The sequence below is a fragment of the Acinetobacter sp. UBA991 genome (genome assembly GCF_002292065.1).
Taxonomy (GTDB): domain Bacteria; phylum Pseudomonadota; class Gammaproteobacteria; order Pseudomonadales; family Moraxellaceae; genus Acinetobacter; species Acinetobacter higginsii.
Genome location: NZ_DBBF01000027.1, coordinates 368,670 through 386,431, shown reverse-complemented (window position 1 = coordinate 386,431; position 17,762 = coordinate 368,670). Strand labels below are relative to the sequence as shown.

22 protein-coding genes are annotated in these 17,762 nt (G+C 38.7%); 8 read left to right on the top strand and 14 right to left on the bottom strand.

The features are described from left to right. Nucleotides 1-78: 78 nt before the first annotated feature. Complete coding sequence (locus tag B2727_RS12690) at nt 79-1,053, bottom strand: NAD(P)H-dependent flavin oxidoreductase (protein ID WP_005203747.1); 975 nt, start codon at nt 1,051-1,053, stop codon at nt 79-81. A 430-nt stretch (nt 1,054-1,483) separates the two neighbouring features. Here B2727_RS12690 and B2727_RS12685 point away from each other — a divergent pair, with 430 nt between their 5' ends. The 5 genes from B2727_RS12685 to B2727_RS12665 all read left to right on the top strand — a co-directional run bounded on the left by B2727_RS12685 (nt 1,484) and on the right by B2727_RS12665 (nt 4,175). After that, nucleotides 1,484-1,783, top strand: coding sequence for a DUF3817 domain-containing protein (locus B2727_RS12685; protein WP_004806966.1), 300 nt, complete (start codon nt 1,484-1,486; stop codon nt 1,781-1,783). 156 nt (nt 1,784-1,939) lie between these two features. Continuing rightward, nucleotides 1,940-2,506: a nuclear transport factor 2 family protein gene (locus tag B2727_RS12680; protein WP_033132826.1), complete on the top strand. Its 567-nt coding sequence runs from the start codon at nt 1,940-1,942 to the stop codon at nt 2,504-2,506. A gap of 34 nt (nt 2,507-2,540) precedes the next feature. Beyond that, nucleotides 2,541-2,909: a hypothetical protein gene (locus tag B2727_RS12675; RefSeq protein WP_033132827.1), complete on the top strand. Its 369-nt coding sequence runs from the start codon at nt 2,541-2,543 to the stop codon at nt 2,907-2,909. 60 nt (nt 2,910-2,969) lie between these two features. Next, on the top strand, nt 2,970-3,464 hold the full coding sequence (locus tag B2727_RS12670) for a chalcone isomerase family protein (RefSeq protein WP_033132828.1): 495 nt from the start codon (nt 2,970-2,972) through the stop codon (nt 3,462-3,464). A gap of 15 nt (nt 3,465-3,479) precedes the next feature. Next, nucleotides 3,480-4,175 (top strand): response regulator transcription factor, encoded by a 696-nt coding sequence (locus B2727_RS12665; protein ID WP_033132829.1) that lies wholly within the window; start codon nt 3,480-3,482, stop codon nt 4,173-4,175. On the opposite strand, the gene B2727_RS12660 is transcribed toward B2727_RS12665, so the two are convergent. From B2727_RS12660 to B2727_RS12605, 12 genes are all read right to left on the bottom strand, one after another. Next, nucleotides 4,172-5,500, bottom strand: coding sequence for a sensor histidine kinase (locus B2727_RS12660; protein WP_033132830.1), 1,329 nt, complete (start codon nt 5,498-5,500; stop codon nt 4,172-4,174). The genes B2727_RS12665 and B2727_RS12660 overlap by 4 nt on opposite strands. A 33-nt stretch (nt 5,501-5,533) precedes the next feature. Next, nucleotides 5,534-6,583: an SAM-dependent methyltransferase gene (locus B2727_RS12655; protein WP_033132831.1), complete on the bottom strand. Its 1,050-nt coding sequence runs from the start codon at nt 6,581-6,583 to the stop codon at nt 5,534-5,536. 8 nt (nt 6,584-6,591) lie between these two features. After that, nucleotides 6,592-7,371, bottom strand: a complete 780-nt coding sequence (locus B2727_RS12650) for a DUF1295 domain-containing protein (protein WP_033132832.1) — start codon at nt 7,369-7,371, stop codon at nt 6,592-6,594. A gap of 34 nt (nt 7,372-7,405) precedes the next feature. Continuing rightward, nucleotides 7,406-8,605, bottom strand: coding sequence for an SAM-dependent methyltransferase (locus tag B2727_RS12645; RefSeq protein ID WP_033132833.1), 1,200 nt, complete (start codon nt 8,603-8,605; stop codon nt 7,406-7,408). Next, nucleotides 8,580-9,395 carry a DUF1365 domain-containing protein gene (locus tag B2727_RS12640; RefSeq protein ID WP_005313763.1) on the bottom strand — a complete coding sequence of 272 codons (816 nt, stop codon included), beginning with the start codon at nt 9,393-9,395 and terminating at the stop codon, nt 8,580-8,582. Before B2727_RS12640 ends, B2727_RS12645 begins: the two co-directional genes overlap by 26 nt. Beyond that, nucleotides 9,361-10,674, bottom strand: a complete 1,314-nt coding sequence (locus B2727_RS12635; protein WP_033132834.1) for an NAD(P)/FAD-dependent oxidoreductase — start codon at nt 10,672-10,674, stop codon at nt 9,361-9,363. The genes B2727_RS12640 and B2727_RS12635 overlap by 35 nt, the downstream gene beginning before the upstream one ends. Then, complete coding sequence (locus tag B2727_RS12630) at nt 10,671-11,660, bottom strand: acyl-CoA desaturase (protein WP_033132835.1); 990 nt, start codon at nt 11,658-11,660, stop codon at nt 10,671-10,673. The genes B2727_RS12635 and B2727_RS12630 overlap by 4 nt, the downstream gene beginning before the upstream one ends. Before the next feature lie 199 nt (nt 11,661-11,859). Further along, nucleotides 11,860-12,039, bottom strand: a complete 180-nt coding sequence (locus tag B2727_RS12625; protein WP_004653549.1) for a zf-HC2 domain-containing protein — start codon at nt 12,037-12,039, stop codon at nt 11,860-11,862. Further along, nucleotides 12,033-12,653 carry an RNA polymerase factor sigma-70 gene (locus B2727_RS12620; protein ID WP_005203764.1) on the bottom strand — a complete coding sequence of 207 codons (621 nt, stop codon included), beginning with the start codon at nt 12,651-12,653 and terminating at the stop codon, nt 12,033-12,035. The genes B2727_RS12625 and B2727_RS12620 overlap by 7 nt, the downstream gene beginning before the upstream one ends. Beyond that, nucleotides 12,650-13,408: a DNA-binding domain-containing protein gene (locus B2727_RS12615; RefSeq protein ID WP_033132836.1), complete on the bottom strand. Its 759-nt coding sequence runs from the start codon at nt 13,406-13,408 to the stop codon at nt 12,650-12,652. The genes B2727_RS12620 and B2727_RS12615 overlap by 4 nt, the downstream gene beginning before the upstream one ends. Then, nucleotides 13,359-14,219, bottom strand: coding sequence for a DUF692 domain-containing protein (locus tag B2727_RS12610; RefSeq protein WP_033132837.1), 861 nt, complete (start codon nt 14,217-14,219; stop codon nt 13,359-13,361). The genes B2727_RS12615 and B2727_RS12610 overlap by 50 nt, the downstream gene beginning before the upstream one ends. Nucleotides 14,220-14,288: 69 nt before the next feature. Next, a complete protein-coding gene (locus tag B2727_RS12605) occupies nt 14,289-14,597 on the bottom strand; it encodes a hypothetical protein (RefSeq protein WP_005188347.1) in 309 nt (102 codons plus the stop codon). Nucleotides 14,598-14,759: 162 nt separating this feature from the next. Between B2727_RS12605 and B2727_RS12600 the strand changes: the two genes are divergently transcribed. From B2727_RS12600 to B2727_RS12590, 3 genes are all read left to right on the top strand, one after another. After that, nucleotides 14,760-15,365 (top strand): DoxX family protein, encoded by a 606-nt coding sequence (locus B2727_RS12600; protein WP_033132838.1) that lies wholly within the window; start codon nt 14,760-14,762, stop codon nt 15,363-15,365. 130 nt (nt 15,366-15,495) lie between these two features. Continuing rightward, the gene (locus B2727_RS12595; protein WP_005203769.1) at nt 15,496-16,179 is read left to right on the top strand and encodes a heavy metal response regulator transcription factor; all 684 of its coding nucleotides are present in this window, start codon (nt 15,496-15,498) and stop codon (nt 16,177-16,179) included. Next, nucleotides 16,169-17,551, top strand: a complete 1,383-nt coding sequence (locus tag B2727_RS12590) for a heavy metal sensor histidine kinase (RefSeq protein ID WP_033132839.1) — start codon at nt 16,169-16,171, stop codon at nt 17,549-17,551. The genes B2727_RS12595 and B2727_RS12590 overlap by 11 nt, the downstream gene beginning before the upstream one ends. Nucleotides 17,552-17,603: 52 nt before the next feature. Here B2727_RS12590 and B2727_RS12585 read toward each other — a convergent pair whose 3' ends face one another. Then, entirely contained in the window at nt 17,604-17,753 is a 150-nt protein-coding gene (locus tag B2727_RS12585; protein ID WP_004806924.1) for a hypothetical protein, read from the bottom strand. Between the last annotated feature and the right edge of the window lie 9 nt (nt 17,754-17,762).

Below are 17,762 nucleotides of genomic sequence, written 5' to 3'. Positions count from 1 at the left end.
CAATAAGTGAATACTCATTGTTAAAAACAGCATCATAAAACTTATCAGGCCTTAGAAATTAAGGCCTGATTTTAAAACTTAAAGCATGAGACGTTTTCTTGCAGCGAGATACTCTTTTTCAAGTCGGCTCACGAGTTCTTCGACTGAGGTGGTGGCTTTGATTGCATTTAAACCTTGACCACATCCCCAGATGTCACGCCATGGTTTGACCTTATGCTGTGTACCATCTTCATTCGGTGTACTGAAATCCATATCTTTCAGATTGCCTTCAGGTAAATTGGTTGGATCAAGCCCCGCCGCACGAATACTTGGTGCCAGATAGTTGCCATGTACACCAGTGAATAGGTTGGAATAGACAATTTCATCTGAATTATGATCGACAATCGCCTGCTTATAAGCGTCTTCTGCATTGGCTTCATCTGTGGCAATAAATGCTGAACCAATATAAGCAAAGTCTGCTCCCATCGCCTGTGCCGCAAGAACCGCATCACCAGTAGAAATCGCACCAGACAAAGCCAAAGGTCCATCAAACCATTCACGAATTTCCTGAATTAATGGAAATGGACTCTTGACGCCCGCATGCCCACCAGCACCTGCAGCCACTGCAATCAAACCATCAGCCCCTTTTTCAATCGCTTTCTTAGCAAAGGTATTGTTGATGACATCATGCAAAACGACACCACCATAACTATGTGTCGCATCATTGATTTCTGTTCTTGCACCCAGTGATGTAATCACAATCGGTACTTTGTATTTGACAATCAATTCCATGTCATGTTCCAAACGATTATTACTTTTATGCACGATTTGGTTGATTGCAAAAGGTGCCGCAGGTCGGTCTGGATGTAAGGCATTATGTTCAGCAATTCCTTCAGTAATCTCTTTCAGCCATTCTTCTAGCTTTTCGGCAGGTCGTGCATTCAATGCCGGCATCGAACCAATCACACCTGCTTTACATTGCGCCAACACCAGCTTGGGCGTGCTAATAATAAATAAAGGTGAACCAATTACAGGGAGTCTCAGGTTTTTCATTAATTCTGGAATTTTTGACATTACTTTTATCCTTTAGATACTCATTATTTCAAATAGATAAAGCCTTTTTTGGAAATAAGAAGCATTTCACTTTTTAAAATTCACTTCATCATATCCAGATAAAAGTTTTTATGCAACAAGTTGCATAAACTTTACATTCACGTCTGTTTAGTAAGTAAAATGACAAAGCAGTTGAATGAAAAACCTATTATTGAATTAAATATCAGCATATTACCTGTCTATCTAACTTAATTTTAATCAGCAAAGATTCTTGCCTCTCATGGTCATACCTTAAATCAGTAGAAAATTCTTTTACTTCTCTGCCATACGATTCCCCTTTTTATCAGCATGATTAAATAAGAATCGTTACCAACAATATTAATGCGCTCGCTCTCAAAGATGGTATGCTTCGTTAATTTTTATTCTTTTATCAATCTCCTGGAGCTATTTTATGAGCGCAATGACAAAGAAGTTGCAACAGATGCGATTCGCTTCTGTGCTTGAAGCCGTCACTTTATTGTTGCTATTCCTCGTGGCGATTCCACTCAAGTACGCATTTGATTTACCGATAGCGACAAAGATCATGGGGCCGATTCATGGTCTGGCATTTTTATTCTATCTTTGGAACTTAGTCCGTACGGCTTCACTTTGGTCTGGCGTAGAATTGCTTCGATTATTTGTGCTTGCCTTTATTCCATTTGGTGGCTTCTTTAACGAAAAATACATCGCACAACGTCAAGCCAAACTATAAGGCTCTTAAATTGATACTGAAGAAAGGAAATCTAATGATTTCCTTTTTTATTGTTTGAAAAATAAAAAAGCTATTCATACCAGATCAATGCGTGATTTCACATCGGGTTCACATTCCAAATTTTATTATAATTTTAAAAGGAGTGAGATCATCAATATGAATGTTATAAAAACACTGGCTATCTCAACACTGAGCTTACTCTCCTTAGTTGCTTGTAAAAGCATATCGAGTTATACCGCTGATTATGAGAAAGCAAATCAACAAATCCGTGGAATCCCCTTAAGTGATGCACAAGCTCAAATGATTGGTCTGGATTTTGTTTCCGCATTTAATAGTATGGGCACATTAAGTTTTGTAAAAAATGCAAGCCAACTCTATGCTGATAATTTATACATAAATGACACACTCTCTCAATTCTCAACTAAAAAAGAGCTGATGAAGCATTTTGAGGGAATGAATAAACATGTCAGTAAGGTATCGGTAAAATTAATTAGTGCAACCAATAAAAATGACTCTGCTTATATTCATTGGCAAATGACCTATGATTTTAAAATGTTTGGTCGAATAAAAACAATGTCTTCCTATGGCATTAGCCAAATCAAAGTGAATGCTGAACATCTCATCATATTTCAACAAGACTATTGGGACCCAGCGAATGGTTTATATCGCTCTGTTCCATATATCGGAACAGGCTATTCTTTGCTTCTCCCCTTTAAGAAATAGTCTAAGATTTACGCAAATAAGTGCAGAATAAACTATGAACAATATTTCGTTATTAGAACAATTAAATAAGATTGAAGGTTTAATTATTTTGGCCTTAGTCGATGCTTTTGATGGTTCTATTTTAGAAACTATAGGTGAAGAGTTTTTTAATTTTGATTTCGCGGTGACTGAAGGTGTGAATCTATTTAACTACCAGAAAAAATTAATGGATGAAATTAGTCCTCATGATTTTCTAGAAAGTGTGCTCATGAGTACGGATCATCAATACCACATTATTACACCACTAGAAACCAACCATAGTGTTTTCCTCTATGCAATTTTAGACCGTGATCAAACCAATTTGAGCTATGCAAGCTATGAAATTCAAAGGATTGAACGTGGTCTGAACTTCTACACTTATTAAATATGACTCAATATATATAAATAAAACAGACTGACGAAACAGTAGCATCTAGGTGAAAAAATGAATAATTATTTTATGCAATTGGGATGTATTTTTTTATTACTGATATTAAATTCTAATCCAGCCTATGCAAATATGCAGAAATGTAAAACAGCACCTTTAGTCGTTACTGCAAAAACAGTAGGCACTGTCAGCTACTATGCGGACAATTGCCATCAGAATTGGGAAAGTCAAAATATTCAATTAGATTTTTCTTACGACCAAAATATTCCAGAATGGGCATTCAAAAAAGCAGCCAACTATTATCTTAAAAAAAATATTAGCAATTTTGCTAACGACTCTGTATTAAACCAAATTACTGAACTGTACAAACCTGTAAAAAAAGGTGATTTATATTCTTTAGCCTATAATCAAATGAACCAACAATTAAAGCTCTCTCTTAATCAGAAATTGTTAGGTTCGATCACAGACCCACAAGCGAATCAATATTTCAAAATATGGTTTGGAAGCTCACCTTTTAATGCTAAATTAAAGCAACAATTACTAAATCAATAACTTGATCTAATTATTATGAACAATCAATTTATTCTTATGGTGGAAGATCATTATGAGCTTGCCGCCACAGTTTGTGAATTTCTAGAACAACATGGCTTCGTGGTGGATCATGCACGTAACCTCGATGCCGCCCGTAACTTTTTAAAAACACATCCGTATCATTTACTTTTGCTGGATATCAATTTACCTGACGGCTCAGGGTATGACTTATGTGAATGGCTCCGAATTGATCAAGGCAAAGATATTCCTATTTTGATGTTAACCGCCAGAGATACACTCGATGACAAATTAAAAGGTTTTAGCGCAGGAACAGATGACTACCTCGTAAAACCTTTTGATTTTAATGAACTGGTTATGCGTGTACGTGCCCTGATTAAGCGATCTCTTGGTGAAGTATCAAGCAGTAAAATTCAAATTCACGATCTGATTCTAGACAGTGCGACTCAAACCATAACACGCGCAGGTCAATCAATTGAATTGCCACGGATTCAATTCAAATTGTTAAAAATTTTGATGCGAAACTCTCCCAAAGTGATTACCAAACAAGAAATTATTATCGAGTTATGGGGCGATGAAGAACCTGAAAGCGATGCATTACGTAGCCATATCTACAATTTAAGAAAGATGATCGATAAACCTTTTCAGGAAAAATTGATCCATACCATATCTGGTGTAGGTCTAAAAGTTGCTTTGGATATGACAGCGCATTAATTTATATATACGACGACGATTAAGCCTGTTGTATTTTCCAATTGCAGATGAGGATGTGTATTTAAATAATATTGTCGATCGAACAACTCAACTCGCCAGCCCAACTGGGTACATAATTTCTTAACCAACTGTAAACCAATGCCGTGACCTTTGGCGGTAAGTTGAAGTTGTGAACTATTTAACTCCTGAACCTTACAATCATTTGGCATTGCAATACCAATCCCATTATCGGCAATTAGAATACTATTTTTGCGATGAATGATATGAATATTAGAACCTTGAGAATAATTCAGTGCATTGCGTAAAATATTGCTCAACACCATTTTAGTCATTGAAGGATAAATCCATCGGGCTGATTCCTCAGCATCATCTTGTACAAAAATCTGCACGCCCTTGCCTTGACTGACAGGTTCCAGATCTCTGACTAAATCGCTGATGATATTGGACAACTTCACTTGCTCTGCAATCAATGTATTGGTTGTATTACGTGCAATTGCCAGCAAAGTTTCAACCAGTAATTGCATATCATCAATGGTATTCGAAATACGATGCAGTGATTTATCTTCACCGTATTTGACCTGACACAGCTGCACATTCCCTTTTAAAATCGTCAATGGTGTCCGTAATTCATGACTGACATCGCCTGTAAATTCGCGCTCTCGGTTAATAAACTCACTCAATACTTGATGGTATTTTTCTAATGCTTGTTTTAAATATTCAGCTTCCATATTGCCATTGGTACCGATTCCTTGGAATGGAGATGCCTCCTTATACTGATGTGCCCAATCAATATGTTCTAAGGCATTTGCTAAACGGGTAATTGGCGAAAAATAACGTTTGGCCCGCCGATTTGACCACCATAAGATGCTATACAGCACAATAAGACTGAACATTAACGGTGCTAAACCAAACATCCAAACGATTTTATTGACATTGCTTTCACCAAAAACCAGTAGCACATGCTGCCCATTTTTTTCACCATAAACGGTCATACGATCTTTGCCGTCGACAAAGATTCGGTGAACACCTGGTTTTAGCGATTGATTTTGAAATGCTAAAGGTGGTTTTTCACTTTTCCAACGGTAGCCATATAAGTTTTTAGTATCGGGTAAATCAGCATTTGGATTACGATCAACACGCATCCAGTAATGCTCCATTTCTTGTTCAAGTGCGGTTTTAAGCAATGAGCCTTTGATCACCCAGGCACTGCATGCAATCCCAATAATAATCGAAAGCGCGATCAGTCCAATTTGCAACCAATAATAACGATTAAACATCCGACTCAGTGGACGGTTATTGGCATCGCTTTTATTGGTTTTAAACATAATCTTGCCTATTTACACAACTGCTTGTTTTAATTATACGGCTTTCTTTTTGAACAGGAAGTGACCAACGATCCATTCTTGCCCCTGCTCAAATCCAAACAATTCAGCACAAGCCATAAAAAAGATACGCCAACGTTGCCACCATGCCGCCGCATCTTGCCCGTACACCTTTTCAAAAAGTGGTTTTAATTGTTCAGCATTATGATCCATGTTTTCCAGCCATGCATTTGCTGTTTTTTCATAATGAGTTCCAGACCATTGCCAATGTTGCGACAATTCCAGATGCTGTTGAAAGTGTAAAAATGTCGAACTTGCAGGCATCAATCCACCTGTAAAAAAGTATCGCGACATCCAGTCATATTCACTTTTGATTTCGAAAGGATAGTGTAAGAAACGATGACAGAAAATATGACACCATAACAGTCCATCCGCTTTGAGCCACGATTGAATTTTTTCAAAAAGCTTTTGGTAATTTCTTACATGTTCAAACATCTCAACCGAAACAACACGATCAAATGCGTTTTGCTGCAATTCAAGTACATTGACATCACAGGTAATAACATCAATATTCATCAAGCCATATTTCTCAGCTTTGGACAAAATATGCTGACGTTGCGTCGCTGAATTGGAAACAGCCGTAATTTTTGCATTTGGATAACGCTCTGCCATCCACAGCGTAAACGAACCCCAACCACACCCTAATTCCAAGATATATTGCCCATCGTTTAACTGGGCACGATCGCTATAAATCTGCAATGCAAACTCTTCAGCTTCATCTAATCCAGTTCGATCATGTGGAAAGAAACAGGCACTATATTTAAGTCGTTTTCCTAAAACCGCCTCAAAAAAAGCCGTGGGCAATTCATAGTGTTGCTCATTGGCTTTATCGGTTTCAATTGCGATCTGGCTATGCTTCAACATATTCAGCACATCCATATAACGTTGAGCACCTTGTTCGGGGTCATAGCGACCTTCTTGAATCAAACGCTTCTTGCTGAGTGCACGAATTGCTGCACGAATCGCCTGATCGGGTACTAAGCCACTTTCAACAAGTTTTAATGATTGATTAATAATAAAGTCCATGTGCGTACCTACTCTTTTGGTTTCCACGGAATAAACATTGAAGTTCGTTTTTGGTAATCGAGATAATTTTGACCTCGATTTTTTAATGCTTGTTGTTCACTAAATGGAATACCGGTGATGTAATACAAAAATAGCCACATCAAGACTGGATATATCCATAGACTGTATAACCCTGCTGCAAGTCCTATTATTGGATATGCAAACCAGTGTATCCATTCAAAAAAATAATTGGGATGCCGCGAATAACGCCACAGACCTTGATCCATGGTTTTGCCATCATTTTGTTTTTGTTGCTTGAAATGAAACAATTGCTGATCTGCGACCACTTCACCTAGAAATGCAATCAGCATAACAATTCCCGCAATGATCAAAAAAACATGGGTTTGTGGACTCCAGACAGAACTCGGCACATGAAGCAAAGTCCACATCGGGATGGTAAATAAGATTGCCAAACCTGCTTGAAACATAAAAAAGGAATAAAAACCAATATGTTGATATTTCCCCATCGCACGACGCATATTGGCATATCGGCGATCTTCCACTGATTCCGCTTGATACCGACGCCATAAATGCCAACTTAAACGCATAAACCAGATTGAACTGAATATGCCAATAAACAACCTGACATGAATCAAAGCATCATCCACTAACCATGCAGTCAGCAGAATATTCAGCGCAATGCAAAAACTCCAAACAACATCAACAATGCCAGCACGGTGATTGTATGTTGCCCATAACCAACAACCTGTCATTAACACAGCATCAAGTAAAAACAATTGCCACAACATCACTGTCTCCTTGATACGTTAAATCAGTGGATAATTAATAAGGGCTTGCTTCAAATAAAAGCTGTGCATCGCTAATGACCCCTTCTTTAAAGCCGCCCTCGCAATAACACAAATAAAAGTCCCACATTCGAATAAAGTTTTCATCAAAACCTAAAGCAAGAACTTGTGCTTCGGCATTTAAAAAACGTTCCCGCCATTGATGAATGGTTTCAGCATAACTTTGGCCAATATCCTCCAGATGTTTCAAGCGTAACTTCTGCTCTGAAGCCGCTTGTGTTAACACACTGATAGATGGGATAAAACTCCCGGGAAAAATATAGCGCTTAATATAATCTACGCTATGCAGTGCTTTTTTATATCGTGCATCTTCAATCGTAATGGCTTGAATCAGACCTAGGCCATTTGGTTTTAATAAAGACCTACATTGATTAAAGTAATTAGATAAATATTGCTCACCAACAGCTTCAATCATTTCGATCGAAACTAACTTATCAAATTTCCCCTCTAGTAGCCGATAATCCTTAAGTTGGACATTAACTCGATGGCTTAGACCAGCATCGGCAACTCTTTGGATTGCTTCATCATATTGCGCTTGTGAGATGGTAATCGTGGTTACTTTACAGCCGTAATGCTGAGCGGCATAGATAGCAAAACCTCCCCAGCCACTACCGATTTCAACCAGATGATCCATGGGTTTAAGTTGTAACTTCTGACAGATCAACTCTTTTTTATAATCAGAAGCTTGCTCTAGCGTCATCTCCTTGTGCTTGTACACTGCACTAGAGTACATCATGGAAGAATCAAGAAATAATTTAAAAAAATCATTACTTAAATCATAGTGCTCCGCAATATTTTTACGGCTGCCTGCCAACGAATTTTTGCGGGATCTATACCATGCTTTTAATAACAATTGGCTGGCTTGTGATATAAGGTTTTGATTGATCTTATCCAAAACGTCGCGATTTCTTGCCAATATCTGAATGAGTTCGACCAGATTTTCACTACTCCAATGGCCACGAATATAGCCCTCCGCGGCACCAAGCACACCATTTTTAAAAATGAGATCGATTAGATCTTTGTGATGAATATCTACAGTTACTTCCAGATCAGAAACTTCACCGACAGTTCCATTCCATTCACCACGAAAGTGAATTTGTCCATGTCGAAGTTTCAGCAAGCCGCGTAAAACCAATGGAAGTGTGTCTTGTTCACCAAAAATTAGCGTTTTTATCATCTCGTTCTAAATCCTTATTCTTTTTGGGATGTCGATAAAATGGAACTTTTTTAAGCCAGAGTTGAAATGCTTGTACATAAATTGAAGCTAACATTTTGAAAGGTTCAAATATATGTTGAATAGCATAACGACTAAGCTGTGAAGGAAGTGTGATGTGCGCTAATCCAAACCGCATCGTTGCATCAAAAATGAATTGCTGGTTTTGATAAAGCTGCATATGAATCACATTTTGACTATTAGAGAAGTTAAATTTCCATTTGTATTGAATATCCATTGGCATAAATGGCGAGACATGAAAACTTTTCTCGAAATCAAACTCATAACTGTCATAAGGACTATGATTTTTCAACTTCTGCTGGCAATCATGTACATAAACCTTGTGCTCATTCCAAGGTGTATTGGTTATCTCGCTCAGTATGAAGACAGGCTGTTTTTGACGATTTAAAATGAAATAGAACACAACCGAATTAAAACTAAAACCCAAGCTTCGTGGTAAGGCCAAGACACGGATTTCTGATTGCGTGGTCAAAATCGTATCTGCTTGCTGCAATAAAATTTTTGTTATTTTTTCTCGCAAATTACCGCTATAGCCTTTAAGGAAATCCTGATCAGATATATTGAGAATATTCCAATGGTTTGTAGAGCATAACCTTGATTGTTTGAGATTTTCCGCTATTCGATCTGGATCAAAATATAAATAGCTCAATGTCGCCTCAAACTGATGAGGTTTGGGGCTAAAACGGCGATGCCTGATTTTAGCTTTCGCAATTGCAAGTTGAGCTTCTAACATCGACTCCCCCCATATCTTCATCAGCAATTGACATCAGATGGTTCACGACGCGGTCAGCGCTTCTCGCACCATCTTCATGAAATCCCCATCCCCAGTAAGCACCGCAAAATGAACTACGCTTGTAGCCGTTTATCTCATGCCAGCGAGATTGTGCTGCAATCGCAGTTTGATTGAACACAGGATGCCGATAATGTCGTTCAACATAAATATGATCTTTGGCGATTGGCATATTTGGATTGAGCGTAGAAAAAACCTGCGTCTTACAGTCCAGATTCTGCAAACTGTTCATCCAGTAGCTAAACCCGTAATGAACGCTATCCGCCGAAGCTTCTTTTTGAGCTGTAACATGTACGTGCCAACTGGCCCACTGCGATTGGGATTTTGGCATGATTGATCTATCAGCATGGACGACCATCACGTTATCTTGATAAGCAAAGCACCCTAATATGTCATGCTCTTTCTCGGAAGGCTCTTTAAGCAACTTTAAAGTATCATCGGCATGACTGGCAAAAATCACCCAATCAAATTGCTCCTGCCCATGCGCAGTTATAATTGAAATATGATTTTCACTTCTTATTACATGTTGTACTTCAGTTTTCTTCCAAATGAGCGTTGGGCATTCACGCTGAATCGCGTAGATATAAGATGCTGATCCGCCTTTGACCGTTTGCCATTGTGGGCGATCTTTTAATTGCAACATCCGGTGATGCTGAAAAAAACTAACGACAAACTTATACGGAATCTTGCCAATCTGCTCCACAGGGCTTGACCAGAGTGCTCCGCACATTGGATATAAGTGCTCATCTCTAAAGACTTGTGAATAACCATGTTTATTGAGATATTCTTCAATGCTTAAATTTGTATCAAGTTCATCAACAGCAATCTCTTTATTTTCTCGATAAAAGCGAACTAAATCCGATAACATTAAGCGAAAGTTTTTATTTAGAAAATTTTGTGGTCTCGTTAATAACGACCATTTTTTTGAAGGATTATATTGTAGCCCCGTCACCTGATTATTGACTGAAAAACTCATGTCGCTGTTCTGTGCTTTGACTCCAAGCTCGGCAAGCATCGCACTAAATAATGGATAGTTATGTGCGTTAAAAACAATAAAACCACTGTCTATGGCAACTTTTTTTTGATCAATCCGAAACTCATGTGTATCGGTATGTCCACCAAAATAGTTTTCTTTTTCAAAGATGGTAACTTGATGCTGTTTTGATAACTTCCAAGCCGCATATAATCCAGATATCCCAGAGCCGACGATTGCAATTTTCATAAAACACCCCCGTCACTGTTCTTTTCTATCTTAGTTTTCAAACTGTCTAGATGGATTTTATGCGCATCATATATCCGTTGAGGCACAGGCTTGATTGCCCATATGAGTCCACAAAAAGACATCGCTTTTAGGACATAATAAGTGACATCAATTTGCCACCAGAAAAAACCTTGCCGTGTACTGCCAGCATAATAATGATGATTGTTATGCCAACCTTCACCTAGAGTGATGATCGATAAAAACAGATTATTACGACTGTTGTCTTTGGTATCGAAATCTCTGCGCCCGTAAAGATGAGCGAGCGAATTAATACATAAAGTCGCATGAATCAATAACAGCGTTGAAACCACAAATCCCCAAACCAGCAACTGTGGTCCTGAAGTACCCAAATTGGGATAAGCAAAGGCTAGCCAATCGCCTAGCAAATAAATCGCAAAAGCGGTTATTAAAACAATGACAAAACTAAAACGGTCTAACCAAACAATCTCAGGGAATTTTAGCCAATCTTTAATAATTTCTTTGCGAGTGGAAAAGTTCTGCTGATTCAAGAACCATCCAACATGGCTATACCAAAACCCATGTGTCGATGAATGTGGGTCATGTTCAGTGTCGGTGAAACGATGGTGATAACGATGATGTGCCGTCCACCAGAGTGGACCACGTTGTGCGCTCATGGTCCCAATCAGAAGAAAAATAAACTGTACTGAGCGTGATGTTTGAAATGTTTTATGTGATAAATACCGATGGAAGAATGCTGTAATTGCAAACATTCTAATCATATAGAAGAGAACCATAAACCAGACAGCGAACCATGAAACACCCACCCAAAACACAGCTAAGCAAGCGATATGCAATAAAATAAACGGAATAATTCGCAACCATTGGATCTGAGTATCTTTGCTGGTTTTAGATGCTTCGAATTCTGCTAATCCTGAAGTATCCGTAATCGACCAACTGTCTATCCATCCCAGAAAAAACTTTAACATTGATTGTTCCTAACCCATCTCTTCTTATGCTTATAATCTTAGTCAATTCGATATGAAATTTATGTGAAGCCCATAGCATTCAGGCCTATCGCTTATTCTTTATCTTTGTGCAAAAAACTTAAAAAATATTATTTTAGAAATTAATCTCTTATATCCGCTAGAGCACATTAATATAGCCTAAACTGAGTAGTTTAAAAGCTTAATGATCAACATTTTTAAATTGTTTTGATAACACACTTAAAGTTTTCATGTGTTTGCCATAACGACGGCAAGAACGACAAGCAAATAAGTGCAATTGCAGATTACTCTGCTCTCGTAACAGCAATGCTCTATCCTGTTTCTCGGATAATAACTGGGTGGCTTGGCGGCATGTCAACATGAGCAATCCTCCTGCAATAACCATTTATTTTCTAAGCATTCACGTAGTCGTGTGCGGCTGCGATACATTAGTACATTAAAATGTGAAACTGTCAGTTCCAGCTTCTCACAAATTTCATTGGAACTCAGCTCGATCACCTCACGTAGCATAAATACCTGTGCATATTTGGCAGGTAAATGATTAAGACAAGCATCAAAAATAATCCAGAAATCTTGCTGCTCCATCATTTCTTCAGGGCTTTGCCATGCTTGTGGTGCTTCGTATTTATGCCAATGTCCAGAAGCATCAAAGAGCTCATCTATGCTCAGCTCACTTTCTTCATCCTTAAACAACTCGCTCATGCTGACTAAACGAGATTTCTGCCGAATCAAATCAATAATCTTATTTTTTAAAATTGCAAACACCCAGGTTTTAAATGCCGCCCGTCCGCTAAATGAGTCTAGATGTTGAAACGCGCTAGTCAGTGCTTCCTGAACAACATCTTCAGCTTGCTGTATTGAAGACAGTTGTAAAATTGCGAATTTCAGCATCTGTTGCCTTAAATCTTGCAAAAAAGCAGGATTGTGCAATTGATTGAATAGATCATCATGTTTTTTTGCTGAAGCTGAACTCATCCCTGTATCTCTTCATTATTATAAGGAATATGAATTAATCTTAACCGAATTAATAAGGCTTTTAACGCATAGATTTGTTGTTGAATTTCCTGTTCATGAAACTCAGGAAGCACAGTCTTGATCAGTTGATAAATACCGAATTCAGTTAACTTCGCTTGGTTCAGTTGTTCAAGCAACATGGCGAATAAAGGTGACAAAGGTTCAACACAGACCTGATCTAGATCATCTCGCCATACCATAATAGCACTTGGCGCAGGTTCTACCTGTTCAAGCGTAGTTGTCGTTGTCCAGTTATAAACGGGATATTGATAGGCCAGTATCCAAACTTGGGTAATCAATTGCCAATTTTTATCTTTTGTCAGAGTAGGACTTTCTATTTCGACTGTGTCCAAATAAAGTTCTAACCATTCATACTGCAATAGCTCTGCCAACCAAGGATATTGTTGTAATATCGGATGTTGTTGTTCCGTGAGATATTCCCGAAATTGCAGCGAGATATCGTTATATAACGGCGACTGACACTGTGATTTTTGAAAAAATTCTGCCAATAATTGCTGCCACTGCTGTTCAGGTAAGATGCTACGCGCTACAGGAAAGACCAAGTTGATAAATGAACAGACATTATTAAATAACAAATCACGATAGACCTGCATACGGTGCGCTGCAAAGTTTTGTGGTAGCTCTAATTCAGGATCACGAATCCAGTCACAGAACTGTCGCTGCGTGGTATGAAAGGATATTTGTCTTGCTTTCATCACGACCCTCCTGTTGCATTTTTTTAATACGGGTCAATTCATTCTGTAACTGTTGCCAAGATGGAATATTAAAGTCACGTTCCAGTAACGTCGGCTTAACCCCACAAACTTGATAGGTATATTGAAGGAGTTGCCAAACAGGATCACTGATTGCTGCGCCATGTGTATCGATCAATAGATTCTTTTCAACTTGTTCATGGCCAGCAACATGTAAGTAACGAATCCGATCTTTGGGCATCGCATCAATAAAACCATATGCATCACTGCCATGATTAATACTATTTACATAGACATTATTTACATCAAGCAGCAATTCACAGTCTGCTTTGAGCAGCACTTCACGTACAAATTCTGCTTCACGCATTTCTGCATTGGGCATTAAATAGGTAGACACATTTTCAATCACCAATCTCTGCCCTAAAATATCCTGTACCCGCAAAATACGCTCAGCCACATAATTCGCAGCAGCTTCTGTCATCGGGATTGGTAATAAATCATATAAATAGCCTCCATCATGGGTATAACTTAAATGTTCTGAGTAAATCGGCACCTGATAGCTTTGTAGAAAATTTTTAACCTGCTGGATAAATTCAATATTGAGTGGATGAGGTCCACCAATGGATAAAGATAATCCATGACAAATTAAAGGTGCTTTCTCAACACATTGTCCAAGCAGCTTGGCGTGCCGACCACCAAAGCCCATCCAGTTTTCAGGAGCAACTTCAATAAAATCTGGATGAGTATCTGCATTTAAAAACGCATCAATAAACTCACGTCTTAAACCCAGACCTACACCAGCCAATTCAGCCATGGTGAAACTCCTATGATTAGAATGATGCCGACCTAAGCTTTAGACCGACATCATCCATGATTGAAGGGATTATTTGGCCCCGCACTTGCCGTCAGCCACTTTTTTATCTGCACCACATTTTGCATCAGCAGCTTTCTTGGCTGCGCCACACTTCGCGTCTGCTGCTTTTTTTGCTGCACCGCATTTGGCTTCAGCAGATTTTTGCTGTTGTTTGGCTTTATTGGCGCCACATTTCGCTTCACCACATTTTCCATCAGCAGCTTTGCTGGCATGGGCCTCTGTCGTCGTTGTCGTTGCTGCAACAGTCACTTGGGTTACGCCCGCAACAGAGAGTGCTAATAACGCTGCAACTGAAGTCATCGAATTAAGTTTGCTCATTTTTCTATTCCTTTTAAGGTAAATGCTCGGTTTGTACAAAGGTACATAAAGTTAGACGGCGTAAATCTCGATTTATTACAGTGCAAATAAAAAAAATTTATGTAAGAAATTGAATCCTCACCCGACTAATGATCATTCAATCCTATTCGGTGTGAAATTATCATGAAGAACTTTTTGTATGCGCTGACTCAGTACTATCAAAACATCTGCTCAGCACTCAAACATGCGGATGGCATTGCGGCACTTGCCTTACGTTGTTATCTCGTTCCAATCTTTTGGATGGCGGGCACAAATAAACTGATGCATTTTCCAGATACGGTGGAATGGTTCGGCAATAGCGATTGGGGCTTGGGTTTACCCTTTCCTTACCTCATGGCAACGTTAGCAACATCAACAGAACTTGCTGGGGCTGTGCTTTTAACGCTTGGTCTTTTGACACGGTGGATTAGTATTCCATTGATCATTACCATGCTCGTCGCCATTTTCACTGTACACCTGCCAAATGGCTGGCAAGCGATAGCCGATCCCAATGCACCCTTTGCCAATGCACAAGTACTCGCCTCTGCTGAAAAACTGGAAGCAGCTCGGGGAATTCTAGAAAATTATGGTAATTATGACTGGCTAACATCCAGTGGCTCATTTGTGATTTTAAATAATGGAATTGAGTTTGCGGTTACTTATCTGATCATGTTATTGGCTTTAATCGTATTGGGTGGTGGTCGCTATTTCAGTTTAGATTATTGGATAAAGCGAAAATTTTCGAAGTAGCTTTGTCAAAATGGTTTCAAGGTGAATAAAGTCAGGAAGCTGACTGCAATATTACAATTTTGTCATTTATAAATATCTGATTATCTTTGACGCTAAAATGACACGATAAAACTTTGGGCTCGATGAAAGCATGCGAATACTTCTTGTTGAAGATGAACAAAAAACAGGTGATTATCTCCAAAAAGGCTTAACTGAAGCAGGCTATGTGACAGATTGGAGCCAAGATGGCATTTCTGGTCTGCATCATGCTGTGACAGAACAATATGACCTGATTATTTTAGATGTCATGCTGCCGAAGCTGGATGGCTGGAAAATCCTCACTGAAATTCGCAAAGTAAACACCTTCCTCCCAGTGCTGTTTCTTACTGCAAAAGATCAGATTGAGGATCGTGTCAAAGGCTTGGAACTCGGTGCAGATGACTTCCTGATTAAACCCTTTGCCTTCGCCGAACTACTTGCACGTATTAAAACCCTATTAAAACGTGGGCAAATTAAAGAAGAGCAAACCTTCTATGCCGTTGCAGACCTACATCTCGACTTAATTAAACGCCGTGTGGTGCGTTCTGGGCAACGCATTGATCTGACCGCCAAAGAATTTTCCTTACTTGAACTGTTTATGCGTAGACAAGGTGAAGTTTTACCAAAATCACTGATCGCTGCTTTGGTTTGGGATATTAATTTTGATAGTGATACTAACGTGGTCGAGGTCGCGATTCGCAGGCTCAGAAATAAAATTGATACCGACTTTAGCCCCAAACTAATTAGAAACATCCGTGGCATGGGCTATGTCCTAGAGATCGAAGATGAGAACTAAATTATTTCGTTCAATCGGCTTTCGAATCAGTTTTATTTCCACTCTATTCACGATTCTGATCTTGATCGTTATGGGAATATTCGTCAATCAGCATGTGGTCAATTATTTTTATCAACAAAATCAAAAAGAAATTGAAGGAAAAATTCAGCTGATTGAAAATCTTTTCCAACAGAAACCTAGCAATTTTAAGGACGGTTTAGATGAGGCCTTGATTGGGCATGATAATTTGGTGATTCAGATCAAACTGGCCAATGGTCAGACCATTTATAACAAAAAGAATAATCACACCGATCTCAGCCAATTAATACAAACTCAAAATGGGCAATGGATTAATTGGAAAAATAAGGATCAGAGTTATCAAGGCATCATGGTGAATAAGGTTCTTCGCTATGGCGAAACCAATCAGAACATGCAAATCATTGCTGCAATTGAAGTCACCGATAATTATTACTTCCTGCATTCATTTAAACAGCAGTTGCTCATGATTGGTCTACTCGGTGTAATTGGTCTGATGTTTTTAGGTTGGTTGGCCACTTGGCAAGGTCTTGGCCCGATTCGGAAAATGGCAAAACTGTCAGAAAACATTTCTGCAAATAATCTGTCCAATCGCCTTGATCTCAGTAATATACCCATTGAACTCACCCCTTTGGCAACGGCATTTAATGACATGCTCAATCGACTGGAGGTTTCAGTCGATAAACTTTCTGCGTTCTCAAGTGATTTGGCCCATGAAATTAGGACACCGATCAATAATTTGATGATGCAAACCCAAGTTTCCTTAACCAAGCCAAGAACCATTGAGCAATATCAAGATGTACTCTTTTCAAATTTAGAAGAATACGAACACTTAGCAAAAATGATTTCAGATATGTTGTTTCTAGCTAAATCGGATCATAACCTCGCCTTAAAAAACAAAAAAGAAATCGATTTAAAGCAAGAAATGCGGGTGCTGTTTGAATATTTTGAAGCTTTTGCATCAGAAAAACAGATACAACTCAAGCAAACAGGTCAGGCATCTATTCAGGCCGAACCTGCAATGATTCGTCGAGCCTTTAATAATTTAATCTCGAATGCAATTAAATATGGTGAGCCAGATTCGATTTTAGAAGTCAAACTGAGCCAAGATTCTCAGCATTCGATCATTCAGATTAAAAATAAAGTATCTGCTGAAATGCAAACTTTAAGCCCTTTACAGCTGTCTCGTTTCTTTGACCGTTTTTATCGTCTGGACTCATCGCGACACAAAGCCGAAGATGGTACAGGTTTAGGATTAGCGATTACCAAGTCAATTATCGAAATTCACGCTGCGAAAATTGATGTGTTTATCGAAGGTGAAAATATTGTCTTTAGAATGATTTTTAAAGCGGAATGATTAAGGACCATACAACTTGGGAGAAGTTATATGATCCTTGTGAAACTCAGAATTATTTAGATGGCGTTTGGCCATCATTGCCTTGTACAGTTGCATTACGTTCTTGGTTTTTTTCCAAGAACATTAAACCACCATCTGCATAACTTAAACTCGCTGTTGATGCAAACGATAGGATGAAGATGAGTTTAACCAATGCTTTCATTTCTATTTA

Coding starts and splice junctions, on each gene's coding strand:
- B2727_RS12690 (WP_005203747.1), bottom strand. CDS start 1,053: ATGTCAAAAATTCCAGAATTAATGAAAAACCTGAGACTCCCTGTAATT.
- B2727_RS12685 (WP_004806966.1), top strand. CDS start 1,484: ATGAGCGCAATGACAAAGAAGTTGCAACAGATGCGATTCGCTTCTGTG.
- B2727_RS12680 (WP_033132826.1), top strand. CDS start 1,940: ATGAATGTTATAAAAACACTGGCTATCTCAACACTGAGCTTACTCTCC.
- B2727_RS12675 (WP_033132827.1), top strand. CDS start 2,541: ATGAACAATATTTCGTTATTAGAACAATTAAATAAGATTGAAGGTTTA.
- B2727_RS12670 (WP_033132828.1), top strand. CDS start 2,970: ATGAATAATTATTTTATGCAATTGGGATGTATTTTTTTATTACTGATA.
- B2727_RS12665 (WP_033132829.1), top strand. CDS start 3,480: ATGAACAATCAATTTATTCTTATGGTGGAAGATCATTATGAGCTTGCC.
- B2727_RS12660 (WP_033132830.1), bottom strand. CDS start 5,500: ATGTTTAAAACCAATAAAAGCGATGCCAATAACCGTCCACTGAGTCGG.
- B2727_RS12655 (WP_033132831.1), bottom strand. CDS start 6,583: ATGGACTTTATTATTAATCAATCATTAAAACTTGTTGAAAGTGGCTTA.
- B2727_RS12650 (WP_033132832.1), bottom strand. CDS start 7,371: ATGTTGTGGCAATTGTTTTTACTTGATGCTGTGTTAATGACAGGTTGT.
- B2727_RS12645 (WP_033132833.1), bottom strand. CDS start 8,605: ATGATAAAAACGCTAATTTTTGGTGAACAAGACACACTTCCATTGGTT.
- B2727_RS12640 (WP_005313763.1), bottom strand. CDS start 9,395: ATGTTAGAAGCTCAACTTGCAATTGCGAAAGCTAAAATCAGGCATCGC.
- B2727_RS12635 (WP_033132834.1), bottom strand. CDS start 10,674: ATGAAAATTGCAATCGTCGGCTCTGGGATATCTGGATTATATGCGGCT.
- B2727_RS12630 (WP_033132835.1), bottom strand. CDS start 11,660: ATGTTAAAGTTTTTTCTGGGATGGATAGACAGTTGGTCGATTACGGAT.
- B2727_RS12625 (WP_004653549.1), bottom strand. CDS start 12,039: ATGTTGACATGCCGCCAAGCCACCCAGTTATTATCCGAGAAACAGGAT.
- B2727_RS12620 (WP_005203764.1), bottom strand. CDS start 12,653: ATGAGTTCAGCTTCAGCAAAAAAACATGATGATCTATTCAATCAATTG.
- B2727_RS12615 (WP_033132836.1), bottom strand. CDS start 13,408: ATGAAAGCAAGACAAATATCCTTTCATACCACGCAGCGACAGTTCTGT.
- B2727_RS12610 (WP_033132837.1), bottom strand. CDS start 14,219: ATGGCTGAATTGGCTGGTGTAGGTCTGGGTTTAAGACGTGAGTTTATT.
- B2727_RS12605 (WP_005188347.1), bottom strand. CDS start 14,597: ATGAGCAAACTTAATTCGATGACTTCAGTTGCAGCGTTATTAGCACTC.
- B2727_RS12600 (WP_033132838.1), top strand. CDS start 14,760: ATGAAGAACTTTTTGTATGCGCTGACTCAGTACTATCAAAACATCTGC.
- B2727_RS12595 (WP_005203769.1), top strand. CDS start 15,496: ATGCGAATACTTCTTGTTGAAGATGAACAAAAAACAGGTGATTATCTC.
- B2727_RS12590 (WP_033132839.1), top strand. CDS start 16,169: ATGAGAACTAAATTATTTCGTTCAATCGGCTTTCGAATCAGTTTTATT.
- B2727_RS12585 (WP_004806924.1), bottom strand. CDS start 17,753: ATGAAAGCATTGGTTAAACTCATCTTCATCCTATCGTTTGCATCAACA.